The organism is Duganella violaceipulchra, from assembly GCF_019166075.1.
In the GTDB taxonomy this organism is placed as follows: Bacteria; Pseudomonadota; Gammaproteobacteria; order Burkholderiales; family Burkholderiaceae_D; genus Rugamonas; species Rugamonas violaceipulchra.
The window spans coordinates 252,406-266,707 of sequence record NZ_JAHTGR010000005.1 but is presented as its reverse complement, the minus strand read 5'-3'; the positions used below and the strand labels follow the sequence as shown (position 1 = coordinate 266,707).

The following is a 14,302-nucleotide window of genomic DNA, read 5'->3' as shown; positions in this document are numbered from 1 at the left end:
ATAGGGTTTTCACCACGACCCTAGAGACTCCATGAGCGTATACGTCCACACCAGCGTCAGCAACGGAACCGGCTTCATCACCCTGGACCGCCCCAAGGCCTTGAACTCTTTATCGCTGGCGATGGTGCGCGATATCACGCAGGCGCTGCTGGCCTGGCGCGACGACAGCGGCGTGGCCGCCGTCGTCATCCGCAGCAGCAGCGAAAAGGCCTTCTGCGCCGGCGGCGACATCCGCTTCTTCTACGACGCCGGCCGCGCCACGCCGCAGGGCGGCAGCGCGCTGGTGGAGGATTTCTTCACCGAGGAATACGCGCTCAATCACCTGATCCATTTTTATCCCAAGCCCTACGTCGCGCTGATGGACGGCGTGGTCATGGGCGGCGGCATGGGCGTGGCGCAGGGCGGTCCGGACTGCCGCGTGCGCATCGTCACCGAGCGCACCAGGATGGCCATGCCGGAAGTGAACATCGGCCTGTTCCCGGACGTGGGCGGCAGCTATTTCCTGGCGCGCGCGCCGGGCCAGCTGGGCTGCTACCTGGGCGTCACCGGCGTCACCATCGGCGCGGCCGATGCGCTGCACGCGGGGCTGGCCGATCACTTTGTGCCGGGCAGCGAGATGGCGGCGCTGGCGGCGCTGCTTGAGTCGACTCCGGGGGCTGGCGTGGCCGCGGCCATCGCGGCCTTCGCGGCGCCATTCAAGGCCGCTGCCGGCGACAGCAAGCTGGCGGCCGAGCGCGCCGCCATCGACCGCCACTTCGGCGCCGGCTCGGTGTCCGCCATCGTCGCCTCGCTGAAAACCGACGACAGCGCCTTCGCGCAAAAGACGCTGCAAGTGATGGCCACCCGTTCGCCGCTGATGATGTGCGTGACGCACGAGCTGGTCCGGCGCGGCGCCGCGTTGGACGTGGCCGATTGCCTGCGCATGGAGCGCACGCTGGTGCGCCACAATTTCGAGGACGGCGAAGTGATCGAAGGCGTGCGCGCGCTGGTCATCGACAAGGACAACGCGCCGCGATGGAAACCGGCCACGCTGGACGAGGTTGACGAGGCCATGGTGCGGCGCTTCTTCCAGCCGGTGTGGCCGGACTACGCCCACCCGCTGCGCCAGCTGGATTAAGTGCCGGTGGCCGTGCGTCGCCGATTAGGATGTGTTGATAGTAACGGCAGTGATTGTCAGTTTTAGTCCGAATGTCTTCATCAGTTCCAAAGTGGACTTGAGAGACGGCTCACCTGCTGATTGCGTGAGCCCTTGTGCTTTGGCGACGACATCCAGTGCCGCAGCGATATGTGCGGCATCGCCGGTTTCGAAAGCGTCGGCCATGAAAACCTCGACGGCCTCGCGGCTGTTGAGCGCTTCCGCCGGATCGTAAGGGAAAAATTTCTCAGCCATGATCTAGCCTCCATTGACGAGCAAGTCGTTTCGCGGCCCGGATATCTCGTCCCTGCGAGCTTTTGTCTCCACCGCATAGCAAGACTATGATCGCATATCCGTGATGCAGGTAGTACACGCGATAGCCGGGCCCCAAATGAAGACGCAGCTCGTTCACTCCATCACCGATCGGCCGTGTGTCGCCCGTTATCCCGCGTGCCAGGCGCAGCAGCCTCGCGGCCAGCAATGCACCAGCCTGTCGATCGCGTAAATTCGACACCCATTGACGAAACGTTGCCGATTGGATGATCTCTATCATTCAGCGATCGTAGTGGAGACACTACGAACTGCATTGATCGAGATCGCTGTTGCCTACTGCTCGCGGTGGCGCAGGATGACGCGTTCGGTTTTCTGGAAGTAGGCCGCCAGCTGCTCGGCCATGTAGACCGAGCGGTGCTGGCCGCCGGTGCAGCCCACCGCGACCGTCAGGTAGCTGCGGTTGTCGGTCTTGAAGGACGGCAGCCATTTCTCGATGAAGACGCGGATGTCGTTCATCAGGTCCAGTGCGCTCGGCTGGGCGTTGAGGAAATCGATCACCGGCGCGTCGCGGCCGGTCAGCGGGCGCAGCGTCAGGTCGTAGTAGGGATTCGGCAGCGCGCGCACGTCGAACACGAAGTCCGCGTCCAGCGGCACGCCCAGCTTGAAGGCGAACGATTCAAAGAACAGGATCAGCGGCGCCCGCTCGATCGCCACCAAGTCCTTGACCCAGGCGCGCAGCTTGTTGGCGCTCAGTTCCGAGGTGTCGATCACATGGCCCAGCTGCTCGATGGCCGACAGCCGTTCGCGCTCTTCCGAAATGCATTCGATCAGCGTGCGGCGCGCCGCCGGGTTCTGGCCCGGCCGCAGTTCGTGCGACAGCGGATGGCTGCGCCGCGTTTCCGAGAAGCGCGCCACCAGCGAGTGCGTGTTGGCGGTCAGGAACATGACCTTGACGTCGTGGCCCAGCTCGCGCAGCCGTTCAACGGCGGCCGGCAGCGTGGCCAGCGATTCGGCGCTGCGGGCGTCGACCGCCACGGCCAGCGACTCCAGGCCGTCGGCGACCAGCGTGTCCACCAGGCTGGAGAGCAGGGCTGGCGGCAGATTGTCGACGCAATAGTGTCCCGTGTCTTCCAGGACGTTCAGGGCCACGGACTTGCCGGAGCCGGAAATACCGGTAATGAGTACGATGCGCATAGGCCCCGATGATACCGCAGGCCGGACTTACTTGCCCATAGTGACCATGTTTAGATGTCGCAATGATGTGGAAAAGCTATGAGGCGCCGGCTTAGTCGCCACTCATGGCCTGTCTCTGCCTTTCCATGAATTCCTGCAGCGTATCGATGCCGCGCAGTTGCAGGATGGTGTTGCGCACGGCGGCCTCCAGCAGCACCGCGATGTTGCGGCCGGCCGCCACCGGGATCACCACCTTGCGGATCGGCAGGCCCAGCACGTCCTCGGTCGGGAACTGGAACGGCAGGCGCTCCACTTCCTCGTCGGCCGCGCCGCGCCGCACCAGGTGCACGATCAGCTTCAGCCGCATCTTGCGGCGCACCGCGGTCTCGCCGAAGATGGCCTTGATGTCCAGCAGCCCCAGCCCGCGCACTTCCAGCAGATTCTGCAGCAGCGCCGGGCAGCGCCCTTCGATCATATTGGGCGCGATGCGCGAGAACTCCACCGCGTCGTCGGCCACCAGGCCGTGCGAACGCGAAATCAGTTCCAGGCCCAGCTCGCTCTTGCCCAGGCCGGAATCGCCGGTGATCAGCACGCCCACGCCCAGCACGTCCATGAACACGCCGTGCATGATGATGCGCTGCGCCAGCTTCTTCGACAGGTAGACGCGCAGGAAGTCGATCACCTGCGCGGCCGGCAGCGGCGTGGAGAACAGCGGGATGTTTTTCTCGTCGCAGATGGCGAGGATGTCGGGCGGCGTTTCCAGCCCCTGGGCGATGATCAGCGCCGGCGGCCCGCCGGCGATCAGCTCGCCGATGACGTGGGCGCGCGTCAGCGATTTCAAACGCTGGTAGTAGTTGATTTCCTGGTGCCCGAAGACCTGGATGCGGCCCGGGTGGATGGTGTTCAGGTGGCCGACCTGGTCGGCGGCCGAGGCGACGTCGCCGGAGATCAGGCGTTCGCCGCCGGGGAAGCCGGCGAACCAGCCTAGCTGCAAACTTTCGCGATTGTCGTCGTAGAGGCGTTGTATCGTCAGCGGAGTTTGCAGCATGGGTCGTCTTTACATGAGGATGAACTGAAGCCTAGTTTAACCTATTGTATGACAACCAAGACAATCTCACCCCGCGGCCTGCAGGCTCGGCATCCAGTTGATGATGCGCGAGTGCACCGATTTCGGGTCCGCATCCGTGCTCAGCGCGGTGCGGAAGGCGTCGTCGGAGAACATCTCGGCGATCTCGGACAGGATCTCCAGATGCTGCTGGGTGACGTGGTCCGGGATCAGCAGGAAGAACAGCAGATTGACCGGCTTGCCGTCGGGCGACTCGAACGGGATCGGCTCGGCCAGGCGCACGAAGGCCGCCAGCGGCGACTTCAGGCTTTTCATGCCCTTGATGCGGCCATGCGGGACGGCGACGCCATGCCCCAGTCCGGTCGAACCCAGGCGCTCGCGCGCGAACAGATTGTCCGACACGGTGGAGCGGGCGATGCCGCAGTTGTTCTCGAAGATCAGGCCGGCTTGCTCGAAAGCGCGCTTCTTGCTGGACACTTCCAGATCCAGCAGCACGTTTTCCAGTGAAAGTATTTTGCTCAGGTTATTCATAACGCGACATAGAATGTTGCAACGCACAAAAGGTGGCATGCGAGCAGAATTATAGGCTTGTTTCTGCGCCATGTAACAGGAAATCGCGCGCGCCCGTTGTAACGCTTGTGTCGGCCAGCCGGCGCGCGGGCTGGATAGTTATGCTTCAAAGAAAGGAATCGCTATTTCTGAATAGAAATCACGGAAAACGCCGGTTTTTCGCCAGGGGCTGGGACGAATTTCCGATTATTTGCGCGTTTTCAGGCCGGTGGGGCCGCATGGCGCGCGGCGGTCAATCACCGCGCGCCATGTGCACATCATACGCCTGATTTTTCCTGTTTGATTGGAAAAAGCGCCAGATTTATTGACGTGCGCCACGAAGATTGGATGGTTTCTGTGCTGTGCTGAAGTTGCTGCGCCAGGGGTTGATGTCCAGCCCGCCGCGCCGCGTGTAGCGGGCGTACACCGACAATTGCTGAGGCTGGCATTGGCGCAGGATGTCGGTGAAGATGCGCTCCACGCACTGTTCGTGGAACTCGTTGTGCTCGCGGAAGCCGATCAGGTAGCGCAGCAGGCTTTCCTGGTCGATTTGCGGACCGGAATAATGGATCTGCACGCTGGCCCAGTCCGGCTGCCCGGTGACCAGGCAGTTCGACTTGAGCAGGTGCGAGATCAGTTTTTCCTCCACCGGCTCCTCGTCCAGCGCCGCCTTGAGCAGCTCCGGCGCCGGGTGGTAGTGGTCGACCTCGATGTCGAGGCGGTCCAGCAGCAGGCCGTCGAGCTCGCCCATCTCCACCATGCCGAATTCCTCCGGCTGGGTCAGCGAGATGTGCACGTTGGCGCCGAAGCCGTTCGACAAGTCCTGTTGCAGCAGGTTCTTCAGCGCGACCACGCTGTCGAGGCGGGTCTGGTTGAACGAGTTCAGGTAGAGCTTGAAGGACTTCGACTCGATGATGTTGGGCGAGTCGGCCGGCACGGTGATGCGGGCGATCGCCACCTGCGGCTTGCCGCGCGCGTTGAGCCACGAGATTTCGTAGGCGTTCCAGATGTCGACGCCGAAGAAGGGCAGGGTGCCGGTCAGGCCGAGTTCGTCGCGCTTGCCCTGGCGCGCGATCGGGAACAGCAGCTCCGGCGCGTAGTCGGTGCGGTAGGCGGAGGTTTTTCCCAGTGGGGACAAGTCGACGGTGTTGGTCATGGTGTTCTGTGATTCGGGTAAAGGTGGATGGTAGCGCAGTTTCACCCCTCAAGCGTGGTGGGGTCAGACCCCGTGCGGGGTCTGACCCCTAAGCGGCGGCGCGTGCTCTGCCGCTTAAGGTTGCGGGGTTAGCCCAGGAACAGCTTGTACACCGGGTTGGCGCTCTCATCCCAGTAGCGGTAGCCCAGCGTGGTCAGGAATTGCGCGAACTGGTCCATTTCCCCGGCCGGCACCTGCAGGCCGATCAGGATGCGGCCGACGTCGCCGCCCTGGCTGCGGTAATGGCACAGCGAAATATTCCAGTTCGGCGCCATCGAGTTCAGGAAGCGCATCAGCGCGCCCGGACGCTCGGGGAACTCGAAACGGTACAGCAACTCGTCCTTGGCCAGCGCGCTCTTGCCGCCCACCAGATGGCGGATGTGGGCCTTGGCCAGCTCGTCGTGGGTCAGGTCCAGCGTCTTGAACTCGTTCTGCTCGAAGATGCGCGCCAGCGTGCCCGATTCGCTGCGGTCGGCGATCTGCACGCCGCAGAACACATGGGCCTCGTCCTTGTCGCTGATGCGGTAGTTGAACTCGGTCACATTGCGCGGGCCGACCAGCTCGCAGAAGCGCTTGAAGCTGCCGCGCTGTTCCGGCAAGGTGACGGCGAACACCGCCTCGCGCGCCTCGCCCAGCTCGGCGCGTTCGGCGACGAAGCGCAGGCGGTCGAAGTTCATGTTGGCGCCGCTGGCGATGGTGATCAGCGTTTCGTTCCTGATCGGGTCCTTGCTCAGCGCGGCGCGCTCGACATAGGCCTTGGCGCCGGCGATGGCCAGCGCGCCGGACGGTTCCAGGATCGAACGGGTATCGCTGAACACATCCTTGATGGCCGCGCTGATGGCGTCGGTGTCGACCAGGATGATGTCGTCCACGTACTGCTGCACCAGGCGGAAGGTTTCCTCGCCGGCCAGGCGCACCGCCGTGCCGTCGGCGAACAGGCCGACATCGGACAGCGTGACGCGCTCGCCGGCCTTGACGCTGCGCGCCATGGCGTCGGAATCGAGGCTTTGCACGCCGATGATCTTGATGTCCGGGCGGATCTGCTTGACGTAGGCGGCGATGCCGGAGATCAGGCCGCCGCCGCCGATCGGCACGAAGATCGCGTGGATGGGCCCGGAATGCTGGCGCAGGATTTCCATGCCGATGGTGCCCTGGCCGGCGATGACGTCGGGATCGTCGAACGGGTGGACGAAGGTCAGCTTCTGTTCCTGTTCCAGCAGCAGCGCGTGGTTGTAGGCGTCGGTATAGGATTCGCCGTGCAGCACCACCTCGACATCGGCGCCGCCACGCGCCTTGACCGCCTCCACCTTCACCTGCGGGGTGGTGGTCGGCATCACGATGACCGCGCGGCAGCCCATGCGCGCCGCCGACAGCGCCACGCCCTGGGCGTGGTTGCCGGCCGAAGCGCAGATCACGCCGCGCTTGCGCTGGGCGTCGCTGAGGTGGGCCATCTTGTTGTAGGCGCCACGAATCTTGAAGCTGAACACGCTCTGCATGTCCTCGCGCTTGAAATAAATTCGGTTCTCGAAGCGCTGCGACAGCGTCGGCGCGAGTTCCAGCGGGGTTTCAGTAGCGACGTCGTAGACGCGCGCGGTCAGGATTTTCTTCAGATAGTCGATAGTCATGGTTTGCAAACATAGTGATTCCGGGGCTCTGGGGGTCAAGTCTGACATTCGGACACGAGCTCTACCGTAGCGCACGCTACGGTAGAGCTCGTGTCCGAATGTCAGACTTGACCCCCAGGGTGCTTTGCTCATTCAGTGCTAACTATCCGGCGTGTGACCGGGTGGAGCAGGGGCGCGGGCCGCGCGCGGATGGGTGCGCTGCCCTACGGTTCAATCATGCGGTGTGCGACTCATTATAATGGACACCTTTCCTTCCGCTCAAAGAAACCGATGATCGACTCTGCAATCGCCTGGCTGCTGCACGTACTGGCGGCGCCGGAAGTGGGCCTGACTTCGGTCTTTATCATCAGCTTGATCTCCGCCACGCTCCTGCCGCTGGGCTCGGAACCGGCGGTGTTTGCCGTCATCAAGGCCAATCCGGCACTGTTCTGGAGCGTCATCGCCGTCGCCACCGTCGGCAATACGCTGGGCGGCGCCATCGATTACTGGATGGGCTACCAGGCCAAGCAGACTTTTTCCAAGGAACGCAAAAGCCGCTGGTTCCACTGGCTGGAACGCTACGGCGCCAAGACCATGCTGCTGGCCTGGCTGCCCGGCATCGGCGATCCGCTGTGCACCCTGGGCGGCTGGCTCAGGCTGCCTTTCTGGCCCAGCATCGCCTATATGGCGATCGGAAAATTGCTGCGTTACCTGACCATGACCGCTCTGCTGTTGTACGTGCCGGACGGGGTTTGGCATAGGATAGGCCAATTGCTCGGCTAATTTTGCGCCAGCTATCATATTGCCATATGCTCTTGAGCATGAATTTCATTCAGTTTTATAGCGGGTATTTATCTGTTATTGCCAACAAAAGCAGGAATTTGCAAATTTTTGGCGGGTTGTTGCAACCACGATAGCCCCTCGGCCGCCAAGGGGTGTTACGGCGTGGTGCGCCGCAATACGCTAGAATGACCCTCCCGGGTTCAGTCTACAAGTCCAATCTCACAATGAATGCCCCTGCACAAATCCAAGCTTTGCTGGCGGAAACGCCCCACGGTCCCGAGGCCACGCGCCTTCGTGAAATTCCTTATAACTACACGTCGTTTTCCGATCGCGAGATCGTCATCCGGCTGCTGGGCGAGGAGTCGTGGAGCTTGCTGGATGCCTTGCGCGGCGCCCGCCAGACCGGCCGCTCGGCGCGCATGCTGTATGAAGTCCTGGGCGATATCTGGGCCGTCCGCCGCAATCCCTACCTGCAGGACGACATGCTGGACAATCCGAAACGGCGCCAGGAACTGATAGCCGCGCTGCATCACCGCGTGGCCGAGGTGGACAAGCGCCGCCTGACGGTCGACGACGCCGGCGACGAAGGCGCGCGCGAACGCAGCGCCAACGTCGCCAAGCTGTTGCGCGCGGCCGGCAAGGCGGTGGCCGACTTCGGCGAGGAATTCAAGCAAGTCTACGATCTGCGCAAACGCACCAACAAGGTGCTGGGCCGCTACACCGACAAGCACAACATCTGCTTCGACGGCATGAAGCGCATCTCGCACGTGACCGACGCCACCGACTGGCGCGTCGAGTATCCGTTCGTTGTGCTGACCCCGGACACCGAGGAAGAGATGGCCGGCCTGGTCAAGGGCTGTATCGAGCTGGGGCTGACCATCATCCCGCGCGGCGGCGGCACCGGCTACACCGGCGGCGCGATCCCGCTGACGCCGATGTCGGCCGTCATCAACACCGAGAAGCTGCTCAACATGGGTGCGGTGGAAATGACGGTGCTGCCCGGCCTGGACCGCGAATACGCGACCATCTACACCGGCGCCGGCGTCATCACGCACAAGGTGTCCGAAGCGGCCGAGAAGGCCGGCTTCGTGTTCGCGGTCGATCCGACCTCGGCCCACGCCTCCTGCATCGGCGGCAATATCGCGATGAACGCGGGCGGCAAGAAGGCCGTGCTGTGGGGCACGGCGCTGGACAACCTGGCCTCGTGGCGCATGGTCGACCCGAACGGCGACTGGCTGGAAGTCACCCGCTTCGACCACAACCTGTCGAAGATCCACGATACGCCGCTGGCCCGCTTCAAGCTGGAGTGGACCCATCCGACCGCGCGCGGCGAGTCGAAAGGCGAGCCGTTCAAGACCGAGCTGCTGGAAATCGAAGGCCGCAAGTTCCGCAAGGAGGGCCTGGGCAAGGACGTCACCGACAAATTCCTGGCCGGCCTGCCGGGCATCCAGAAAGAGGGTTGCGACGGCCTGATTACGTCGAGCCGCTGGATTCTGCACAAGATGCCGAAGTTCGCCCGCACCGTCTGCCTGGAGTTCTTCGGCCAGGCCCGCGACGCGATCCCGTCCATCGTCGAAATCAAGGATTATCTGGACGGCCTGCCGGCCAAGGGCGAGCAGTTCAGCACCTTGCGCCTGGCCGGCTTGGAGCACCTGGACGAGCGCTACCTGCGCGCGGTCGGCTACGCCACCAAGTCCAAGCGCGGCGTGCTGCCGAAGATGGCGCTGTTCGGCGACATCGTCGGCGACGATGAAAACGCCGTCGCCCTGGCCGCCTCGGAAGTGGTGCGCATCGCCAACACCCGCGTGGGCGAGGGCTTTGTCGCCGTCAGCCCGGAAGCGCGCAAGAAATTCTGGCTGGACCGCGCCCGCACCGCCGCCATCGCCAAGCACACCAACGCCTTCAAGATCAACGAAGACGTGGTCATTCCGCTCAACCGCATGGGCGAGTACACCGACGGCATCGAGCGCATCAACATCGAACTGTCGATCAAGAACAAGCTGCAACTGGCCGATGAACTGCAGCAGTTCTTCGCCGCCGGCAATCTGCCGATCGGCAAGAGCGATGACGCCGACGACGCCGTTGGCGACGCGGAAATGCTGGGCGACCGCGAGCAGCAGGCGCAAGCGCTGCTGACCCAGGTGGCGGCACGCTGGACCTTCCTGCTGGCCGAGCTGGACAAGCCGCTGACCGCCGTCACCGCGCAGCTGGCCGAACTGGGTCTGGAACGCTTGCTGCCGGTGTTCGAGGAACGCCTGAAGACCCAGCCGGACGCGACCTTGTTCGACGTGGTGCAGGACCGCACCATCCGCGTTACGTGGAAGCAGGAAATCCGCGCCCAGCTGCGCCAGATCTTCAACGGCGCCGCCTACAAGCTGATCCTCGACGAAGCGACCGCGATCCACCAGCGCGTGCTGCGCGGCCGCGTGTTCGTGGCGCTGCACATGCATGCCGGCGACGGCAATGTGCACACCAACCTGCCGGTCAACTCGGATCATTACGAGATGCTGCAATTGGCGCACCAGGCCGTCGCGCGCATCATGAAGCTGGCCCGTTCGCTCAATGGCGTGATCTCGGGCGAGCACGGCATCGGCATCACCAAGCTGGAGTTCCTGACCGAAGAAGAAATCGGCCCGTTCCGCGACTACAAGCTGCGGGTCGACCCGGAAGGCCGCTTCAACAAGGGCAAGCTGCTGAACCTGGCCGGCATGGACGCCGATTTGTCCAACGCCTACACGCCGTCGTTCGGCCTGATGGGCCATGAATCGCTGATCATGCAGCAAAGCGATATCGGCGAGATCGCCAACAGCGTCAAGGACTGCCTGCGTTGCGGCAAGTGCAAGCCTGTCTGCTCTACGCATGTCCCGCGCGCCAACCTGCTGTACTCGCCGCGCGACAAGATCCTCGCGACCTCGTCGCTGATCGAAGCCTTCCTGTACGAAGAGCAGACCCGCCGCGGCATCTCGATCAAGCACTGGGAAGAATTCGAGGACGTGGCCGACCACTGCACGATCTGCCATAAATGCGTGACGCCATGTCCGGTCAACATCGATTTCGGCGACGTGTCGATGAACATGCGCAACCTGCTGCGCAAGATGGACAAGAAGAGCTTCAATCCCGGCAAGTCGGCGGCGATGTTCTTCCTCAACGCCACCGATCCGGCCACCATCAACGCCACCCGCGCGGCGATGGTCGGCATCGGCTACAAGGCCCAGCGCCTGGGCAACGACTTGCTGAAGAAATTCGCCAAGAAGCAGACCAAGGCGCCGCCGCCAAGCATGGGCAAGCCGAAGGTGCGCGAGCAGGTGATCCACTTCATCAACAAGAAGATGCCGGGCGGCCTGCCGAAGAAAACCGCGCGCGCCTTGCTGGACATCGAGGACGACAAGGTCATCCCTATCATCCGCAATCCCAAGGCCACCAATGCCGATACGGAAGCGGTGTTCTACTTCCCGGGCTGTGGCTCGGAGCGCCTGTTCTCGCAGGTGGGCCTGGCCACGCAGGCGATGCTGTGGGAGGTGGGCGTGCAGACCGTGCTGCCGCCGGGCTATCTGTGCTGCGGTTATCCGCAGCGCGGCTCGGGCGAGTATGACAAGGCCGAGAAGATGATGACCGACAACCGCGTGCTGTTCCACCGCATGGCGAACACGCTCAACTACCTGGACATCAAGACCGTGCTGGTCTCGTGCGGCACCTGCTACGACCAGCTGGCGACCTACGAGTTCGACAAGATCTTCCCAGGCTGCCGCATCATGGACATCCATGAATACCTGATGGAAAAGCAGGTCCGGCTGGAAGGCGTGACCGGCACGCGCTATATGTACCACGAGCCTTGCCACACGCCGATGAAGATGCAGGAAGCGACCAAGACCGTCAACACGCTGATCCAGACGCACGACAACGTCAAGATCGAAAAGAACGACCGCTGCTGCGGTGATTCGGGCACGTTGATGATCGCGCGTCCCGACATCTCGACGCAAGTGCGCTTCCGCAAGGAAGAGGAAGTCATCAAGGGCGCGGACAAGCTGCGCGCCGACGGCTTCGACGGCGAGGTGAAGATCCTGACCAGCTGCCCGGCCTGCCTGGGCGGCGTCTCGCGCTACGGCGAGGACGCGGGCACGACGGCCGACTACATCGTGGTCGAGATCGCCAAGCACCTGCTGGGCGAGAACTGGATGGCCGACTACGTCAAGCGCGCCAACGACGGCGGCATCGAACGGGTGCTGGTGTAATGGCCTGCGACCTGTGCGCCTTGCTGGCGGCGCCCGCCGCCGGCGTGGTGGTCTGGAGCGACCGCCAGCTGTCGGTGGTCGCCGTGGACGAGGCCGAGTATCCGGGCTTCACGCGCGTGGTGTGGAACGCCCACGTCAAGGAAATGACGGACCTGTCGCCGGCTGAACGCAGCCGCGTGATGGACGTGGTGTGGGCGGTCGAGTCCGCACAACGCGCGGTGATGGCGCCGGAAAAAATCAACCTGGCCAGCTTTGGCAATATGACGCCGCATGTGCACTGGCATGTGATACCGCGCTATGTGGACGATGCCCACTTCCCGAATCCGACCTGGGCGGTTGCGCAGCGCGCGTCGGCGCCGGAAGTGCTGGCCGCGCGCCGCGCGCTGCTGCCGGCCCTGCACGCCGCGATCATCGAACGTTTGAAAGACTCCATATGAGCAAGCAACCCACCGGCCTGACCGTCCACAACAAATCCAAGGTGCTGGACGTCGAATTTGACGACGGCGCGTCGTTCTCGATTCCGTTCGAGCTGCTGCGCGTGTATTCGCCGTCGGCCGAGGTCAAGGGGCATGGGGAAGGGCAGGAGGTGCTCCAGGTGGGCAAGCGCGAAGTGGGTATCGCGGCGATGGACCCGGTGGGCAACTACGCGGTGCAGCCGACCTTCAGCGACGGCCACAACACGGGCCTGTACACCTGGGATTACCTGTACAAGCTGGGCAACGAAAAAGACGCCTTGTGGGCCAACTACATGGACCGCCTGCACGCGTCGGGCTTCGAAGGCGACAGCGGCCGTGAAACTGGCGTCACGCTGACCGGCCCGGACTCGAAAAGCCACAGCGGCTGCGGCCACAAGCACTAAACACCTCGGCGCGTGACGTGCTCACGCTGCACATAGGCGAAGCTACCCGCACATTCCTTCATTTCATCAAGCTGTCACAGCGCCGTGGGATAGTTGGCGGTTTCGCTTGATGGGAGTTGGCATGAGGGATGTTTGCAGAGGATTGATGCTGGCGCTGGCCTTGGTCGCCGCGCCTTTAAGCGCCCAGGAATATTTCGGCGACGCCCGGCCCGATGCGCCTGAGTTGGCGGCGCGTGGTCCATTGCCGGTCGGCGTGCGCACGCTGTCGGCCGAGCACGCGGACCAGCTCGACATCCTGCGCTACAGCGACGCCACGCCCAACCCGCGCTACAGCCGCAAGCTGACGCTGGAAGTCTGGTATCCGGCTCGGCTCCAGCCCGGTCAAAAGGAACATACGGTTTATACAGATGTACTCGGCTCCGGCGCCAACGATCCGGCCCGTCCCAATACCCCGTTCACCTTCAACGGCCGCGCCGCGCGCGATGCTGCGCCGCAGGCCCCGGCCGCCACCGCGCCGGCCGGCGGCTATCCGCTGGTGATCGTCTCGCACGGCTATCCCGGCTCGCGCCTGCAGATGAGCTACCTGACCGAGAACCTGGCCTCCAAGGGCTATATCGTGGTGGCGATCGACCATCCCGAATCGACCCGCGCCGACAAGGCCGGCTTCGCCAGCACCTTGCTTAACCGCGCGCAGGACGATCTGTTCGTGCTGCAAACCGTGGCCGCGTGGGGCAAGCCGGGCAGCGGGCATTTCCTGTCCAGCCTGGTCGACGCCGACAACGCCGCGCTGGTGGGCTACTCGATGGGCGGCTACGGCGCGCTCAACACCGTCGGCGCCGGCGTCAGCCCGGTGGCGGCGGCCTACGTCCCCGGCGGCAAGCTGGCCGTCAACCAGCAGGGCAACGCGCTATACGAGGCGCGGCGCGATCCGCGCATCAAGGCGGTGGTGGCGTTCGCGCCGTGGGGCGGCGCGCACCGGGTGTGGGAGCCGGCCGGGCTGGCCGGCGTGCGCACGCCGACCTTGTTCGTCAGCGGCGACCAGGACGACGTGGCCGGCTACCAGGACGGCGTGCTGCGCCTGTTCCAGGGCGCCATCCACGCCGAGCGCTATCTGCTGACCTACGTCGGCGGCCGCCACAATTCCGCGCCGAATCCGCCGTCGCCGGCCATGTTGAGCAACTTCGACGACTTCATGTCCTACTCCGAGCCGGTCTGGGACAGCCGCCGCATCAACAACATCAACCAGCATTTCGTCACGGCCTTCCTCGGCATCCACCTCAAGCAGCAGCTCCTGCAGCCGTATCTGGAGCTGCCGCCGCTGGGCGCGGACGGCACCATCACGCCCGATCCGGCCCCGTGGAAGGGTTTTCGCCCGCGCACCGCGCTGGGACTGGAGTGGCGCCACCTGAATGCGCAGTAGGGTCTTGTATAAT

At 63.9% G+C, this 14,302-nt stretch carries 13 protein-coding genes; 6 read left to right on the top strand and 7 right to left on the bottom strand.

Going from position 1 to position 14,302, the window contains the following annotated elements:
* Window positions 1-31: 31 nt before the first annotated feature.
* Entirely contained in the window at window positions 32-1,117 is a 1,086-nt protein-coding gene (locus tag KVP70_RS12015) for an enoyl-CoA hydratase/isomerase family protein (RefSeq protein ID WP_217942441.1), read from the top strand.
* A gap of 24 nt (window positions 1,118-1,141) precedes the next feature.
* Here KVP70_RS12015 and KVP70_RS12010 read toward each other — a convergent pair whose 3' ends face one another.
* The 7 genes from KVP70_RS12010 to ilvA form a co-directional block, all read right to left on the bottom strand.
* On the bottom strand, window positions 1,142-1,390 hold the full coding sequence (locus KVP70_RS12010) for a helix-turn-helix domain-containing transcriptional regulator (RefSeq protein ID WP_217942440.1): 249 nt from the start codon (window positions 1,388-1,390) through the stop codon (window positions 1,142-1,144).
* On the bottom strand, window positions 1,383-1,688 hold the full coding sequence (locus KVP70_RS12005; RefSeq protein WP_217942439.1) for a type II toxin-antitoxin system RelE/ParE family toxin: 306 nt from the start codon (window positions 1,686-1,688) through the stop codon (window positions 1,383-1,385). Before KVP70_RS12005 ends, KVP70_RS12010 begins: the two co-directional genes overlap by 8 nt.
* Before the next feature lie 53 nt (window positions 1,689-1,741).
* On the bottom strand, window positions 1,742-2,602 hold the full coding sequence (gene rapZ, locus KVP70_RS12000; RefSeq protein ID WP_217942438.1) for an RNase adapter RapZ: 861 nt from the start codon (window positions 2,600-2,602) through the stop codon (window positions 1,742-1,744).
* A gap of 91 nt (window positions 2,603-2,693) precedes the next feature.
* Entirely contained in the window at window positions 2,694-3,629 is a 936-nt protein-coding gene (gene hprK, locus KVP70_RS11995) for an HPr(Ser) kinase/phosphatase (protein ID WP_008444515.1), read from the bottom strand.
* Window positions 3,630-3,695: 66 nt separating this feature from the next.
* Window positions 3,696-4,178, bottom strand: coding sequence for a PTS sugar transporter subunit IIA (locus tag KVP70_RS11990; protein ID WP_020704458.1), 483 nt, complete (start codon window positions 4,176-4,178; stop codon window positions 3,696-3,698).
* 340 nt (window positions 4,179-4,518) lie between these two features.
* Window positions 4,519-5,352 (bottom strand): NADPH-dependent 7-cyano-7-deazaguanine reductase QueF, encoded by an 834-nt coding sequence (gene queF / locus KVP70_RS11985; RefSeq protein ID WP_217942437.1) that lies wholly within the window; start codon window positions 5,350-5,352, stop codon window positions 4,519-4,521.
* A gap of 128 nt (window positions 5,353-5,480) precedes the next feature.
* Window positions 5,481-7,016, bottom strand: a complete 1,536-nt coding sequence (gene ilvA, locus KVP70_RS11980) for a threonine ammonia-lyase, biosynthetic (protein WP_217942436.1) — start codon at window positions 7,014-7,016, stop codon at window positions 5,481-5,483.
* Between the two features lie 270 nt (window positions 7,017-7,286).
* On the opposite strand from ilvA, the gene KVP70_RS11975 reads away from it, so the two are divergent.
* The 5 genes from KVP70_RS11975 (at window position 7,287) to KVP70_RS11955 (ending at window position 14,289) form a co-directional block, all read left to right on the top strand.
* Window positions 7,287-7,778 (top strand): YqaA family protein, encoded by a 492-nt coding sequence (locus KVP70_RS11975; protein ID WP_217942435.1) that lies wholly within the window; start codon window positions 7,287-7,289, stop codon window positions 7,776-7,778.
* 224 nt (window positions 7,779-8,002) lie between these two features.
* Window positions 8,003-12,010, top strand: coding sequence for a DUF3683 domain-containing protein (locus KVP70_RS11970; RefSeq protein ID WP_217942434.1), 4,008 nt, complete (start codon window positions 8,003-8,005; stop codon window positions 12,008-12,010).
* Window positions 12,010-12,447: an HIT family protein gene (locus KVP70_RS11965; protein WP_217942432.1), complete on the top strand. Its 438-nt coding sequence runs from the start codon at window positions 12,010-12,012 to the stop codon at window positions 12,445-12,447. Before KVP70_RS11970 ends, KVP70_RS11965 begins: the two co-directional genes overlap by 1 nt.
* The gene (locus tag KVP70_RS11960) at window positions 12,444-12,869 is read left to right on the top strand and encodes a gamma-butyrobetaine hydroxylase family protein (protein ID WP_217942431.1); all 426 of its coding nucleotides are present in this window, start codon (window positions 12,444-12,446) and stop codon (window positions 12,867-12,869) included. The genes KVP70_RS11965 and KVP70_RS11960 overlap by 4 nt, the downstream gene beginning before the upstream one ends.
* A 121-nt stretch (window positions 12,870-12,990) precedes the next feature.
* A complete protein-coding gene (locus KVP70_RS11955) occupies window positions 12,991-14,289 on the top strand; it encodes an alpha/beta hydrolase family protein (protein ID WP_217942429.1) in 1,299 nt (432 codons plus the stop codon).
* The last annotated feature ends 13 nt before the right edge of the window (window positions 14,290-14,302 follow it).

What these genes read in the sequence shown, in the direction of transcription:
- KVP70_RS11975 (WP_217942435.1), top strand. Translation starts at nt 7,287, where the DNA reads ATGATCGACTCTGCAATCGCCTGGCTGCTGCACGTACTGGCGGCGCCG.
- ilvA (WP_217942436.1), bottom strand. Translation starts at nt 7,016, where the DNA reads ATGACTATCGACTATCTGAAGAAAATCCTGACCGCGCGCGTCTACGAC.
- hprK (WP_008444515.1), bottom strand. Translation starts at nt 3,629, where the DNA reads ATGCTGCAAACTCCGCTGACGATACAACGCCTCTACGACGACAATCGC.
- KVP70_RS11955 (WP_217942429.1), top strand. Translation starts at nt 12,991, where the DNA reads ATGAGGGATGTTTGCAGAGGATTGATGCTGGCGCTGGCCTTGGTCGCC.
- KVP70_RS12010 (WP_217942440.1), bottom strand. Translation starts at nt 1,390, where the DNA reads ATGGCTGAGAAATTTTTCCCTTACGATCCGGCGGAAGCGCTCAACAGC.
- rapZ (WP_217942438.1), bottom strand. Translation starts at nt 2,602, where the DNA reads ATGCGCATCGTACTCATTACCGGTATTTCCGGCTCCGGCAAGTCCGTG.
- KVP70_RS12015 (WP_217942441.1), top strand. Translation starts at nt 32, where the DNA reads ATGAGCGTATACGTCCACACCAGCGTCAGCAACGGAACCGGCTTCATC.
- KVP70_RS11965 (WP_217942432.1), top strand. Translation starts at nt 12,010, where the DNA reads ATGGCCTGCGACCTGTGCGCCTTGCTGGCGGCGCCCGCCGCCGGCGTG.
- KVP70_RS11970 (WP_217942434.1), top strand. Translation starts at nt 8,003, where the DNA reads ATGAATGCCCCTGCACAAATCCAAGCTTTGCTGGCGGAAACGCCCCAC.
- KVP70_RS11990 (WP_020704458.1), bottom strand. Translation starts at nt 4,178, where the DNA reads ATGAATAACCTGAGCAAAATACTTTCACTGGAAAACGTGCTGCTGGAT.
- KVP70_RS11960 (WP_217942431.1), top strand. Translation starts at nt 12,444, where the DNA reads ATGAGCAAGCAACCCACCGGCCTGACCGTCCACAACAAATCCAAGGTG.
- queF (WP_217942437.1), bottom strand. Translation starts at nt 5,352, where the DNA reads ATGACCAACACCGTCGACTTGTCCCCACTGGGAAAAACCTCCGCCTAC.
- KVP70_RS12005 (WP_217942439.1), bottom strand. Translation starts at nt 1,688, where the DNA reads ATGATAGAGATCATCCAATCGGCAACGTTTCGTCAATGGGTGTCGAAT.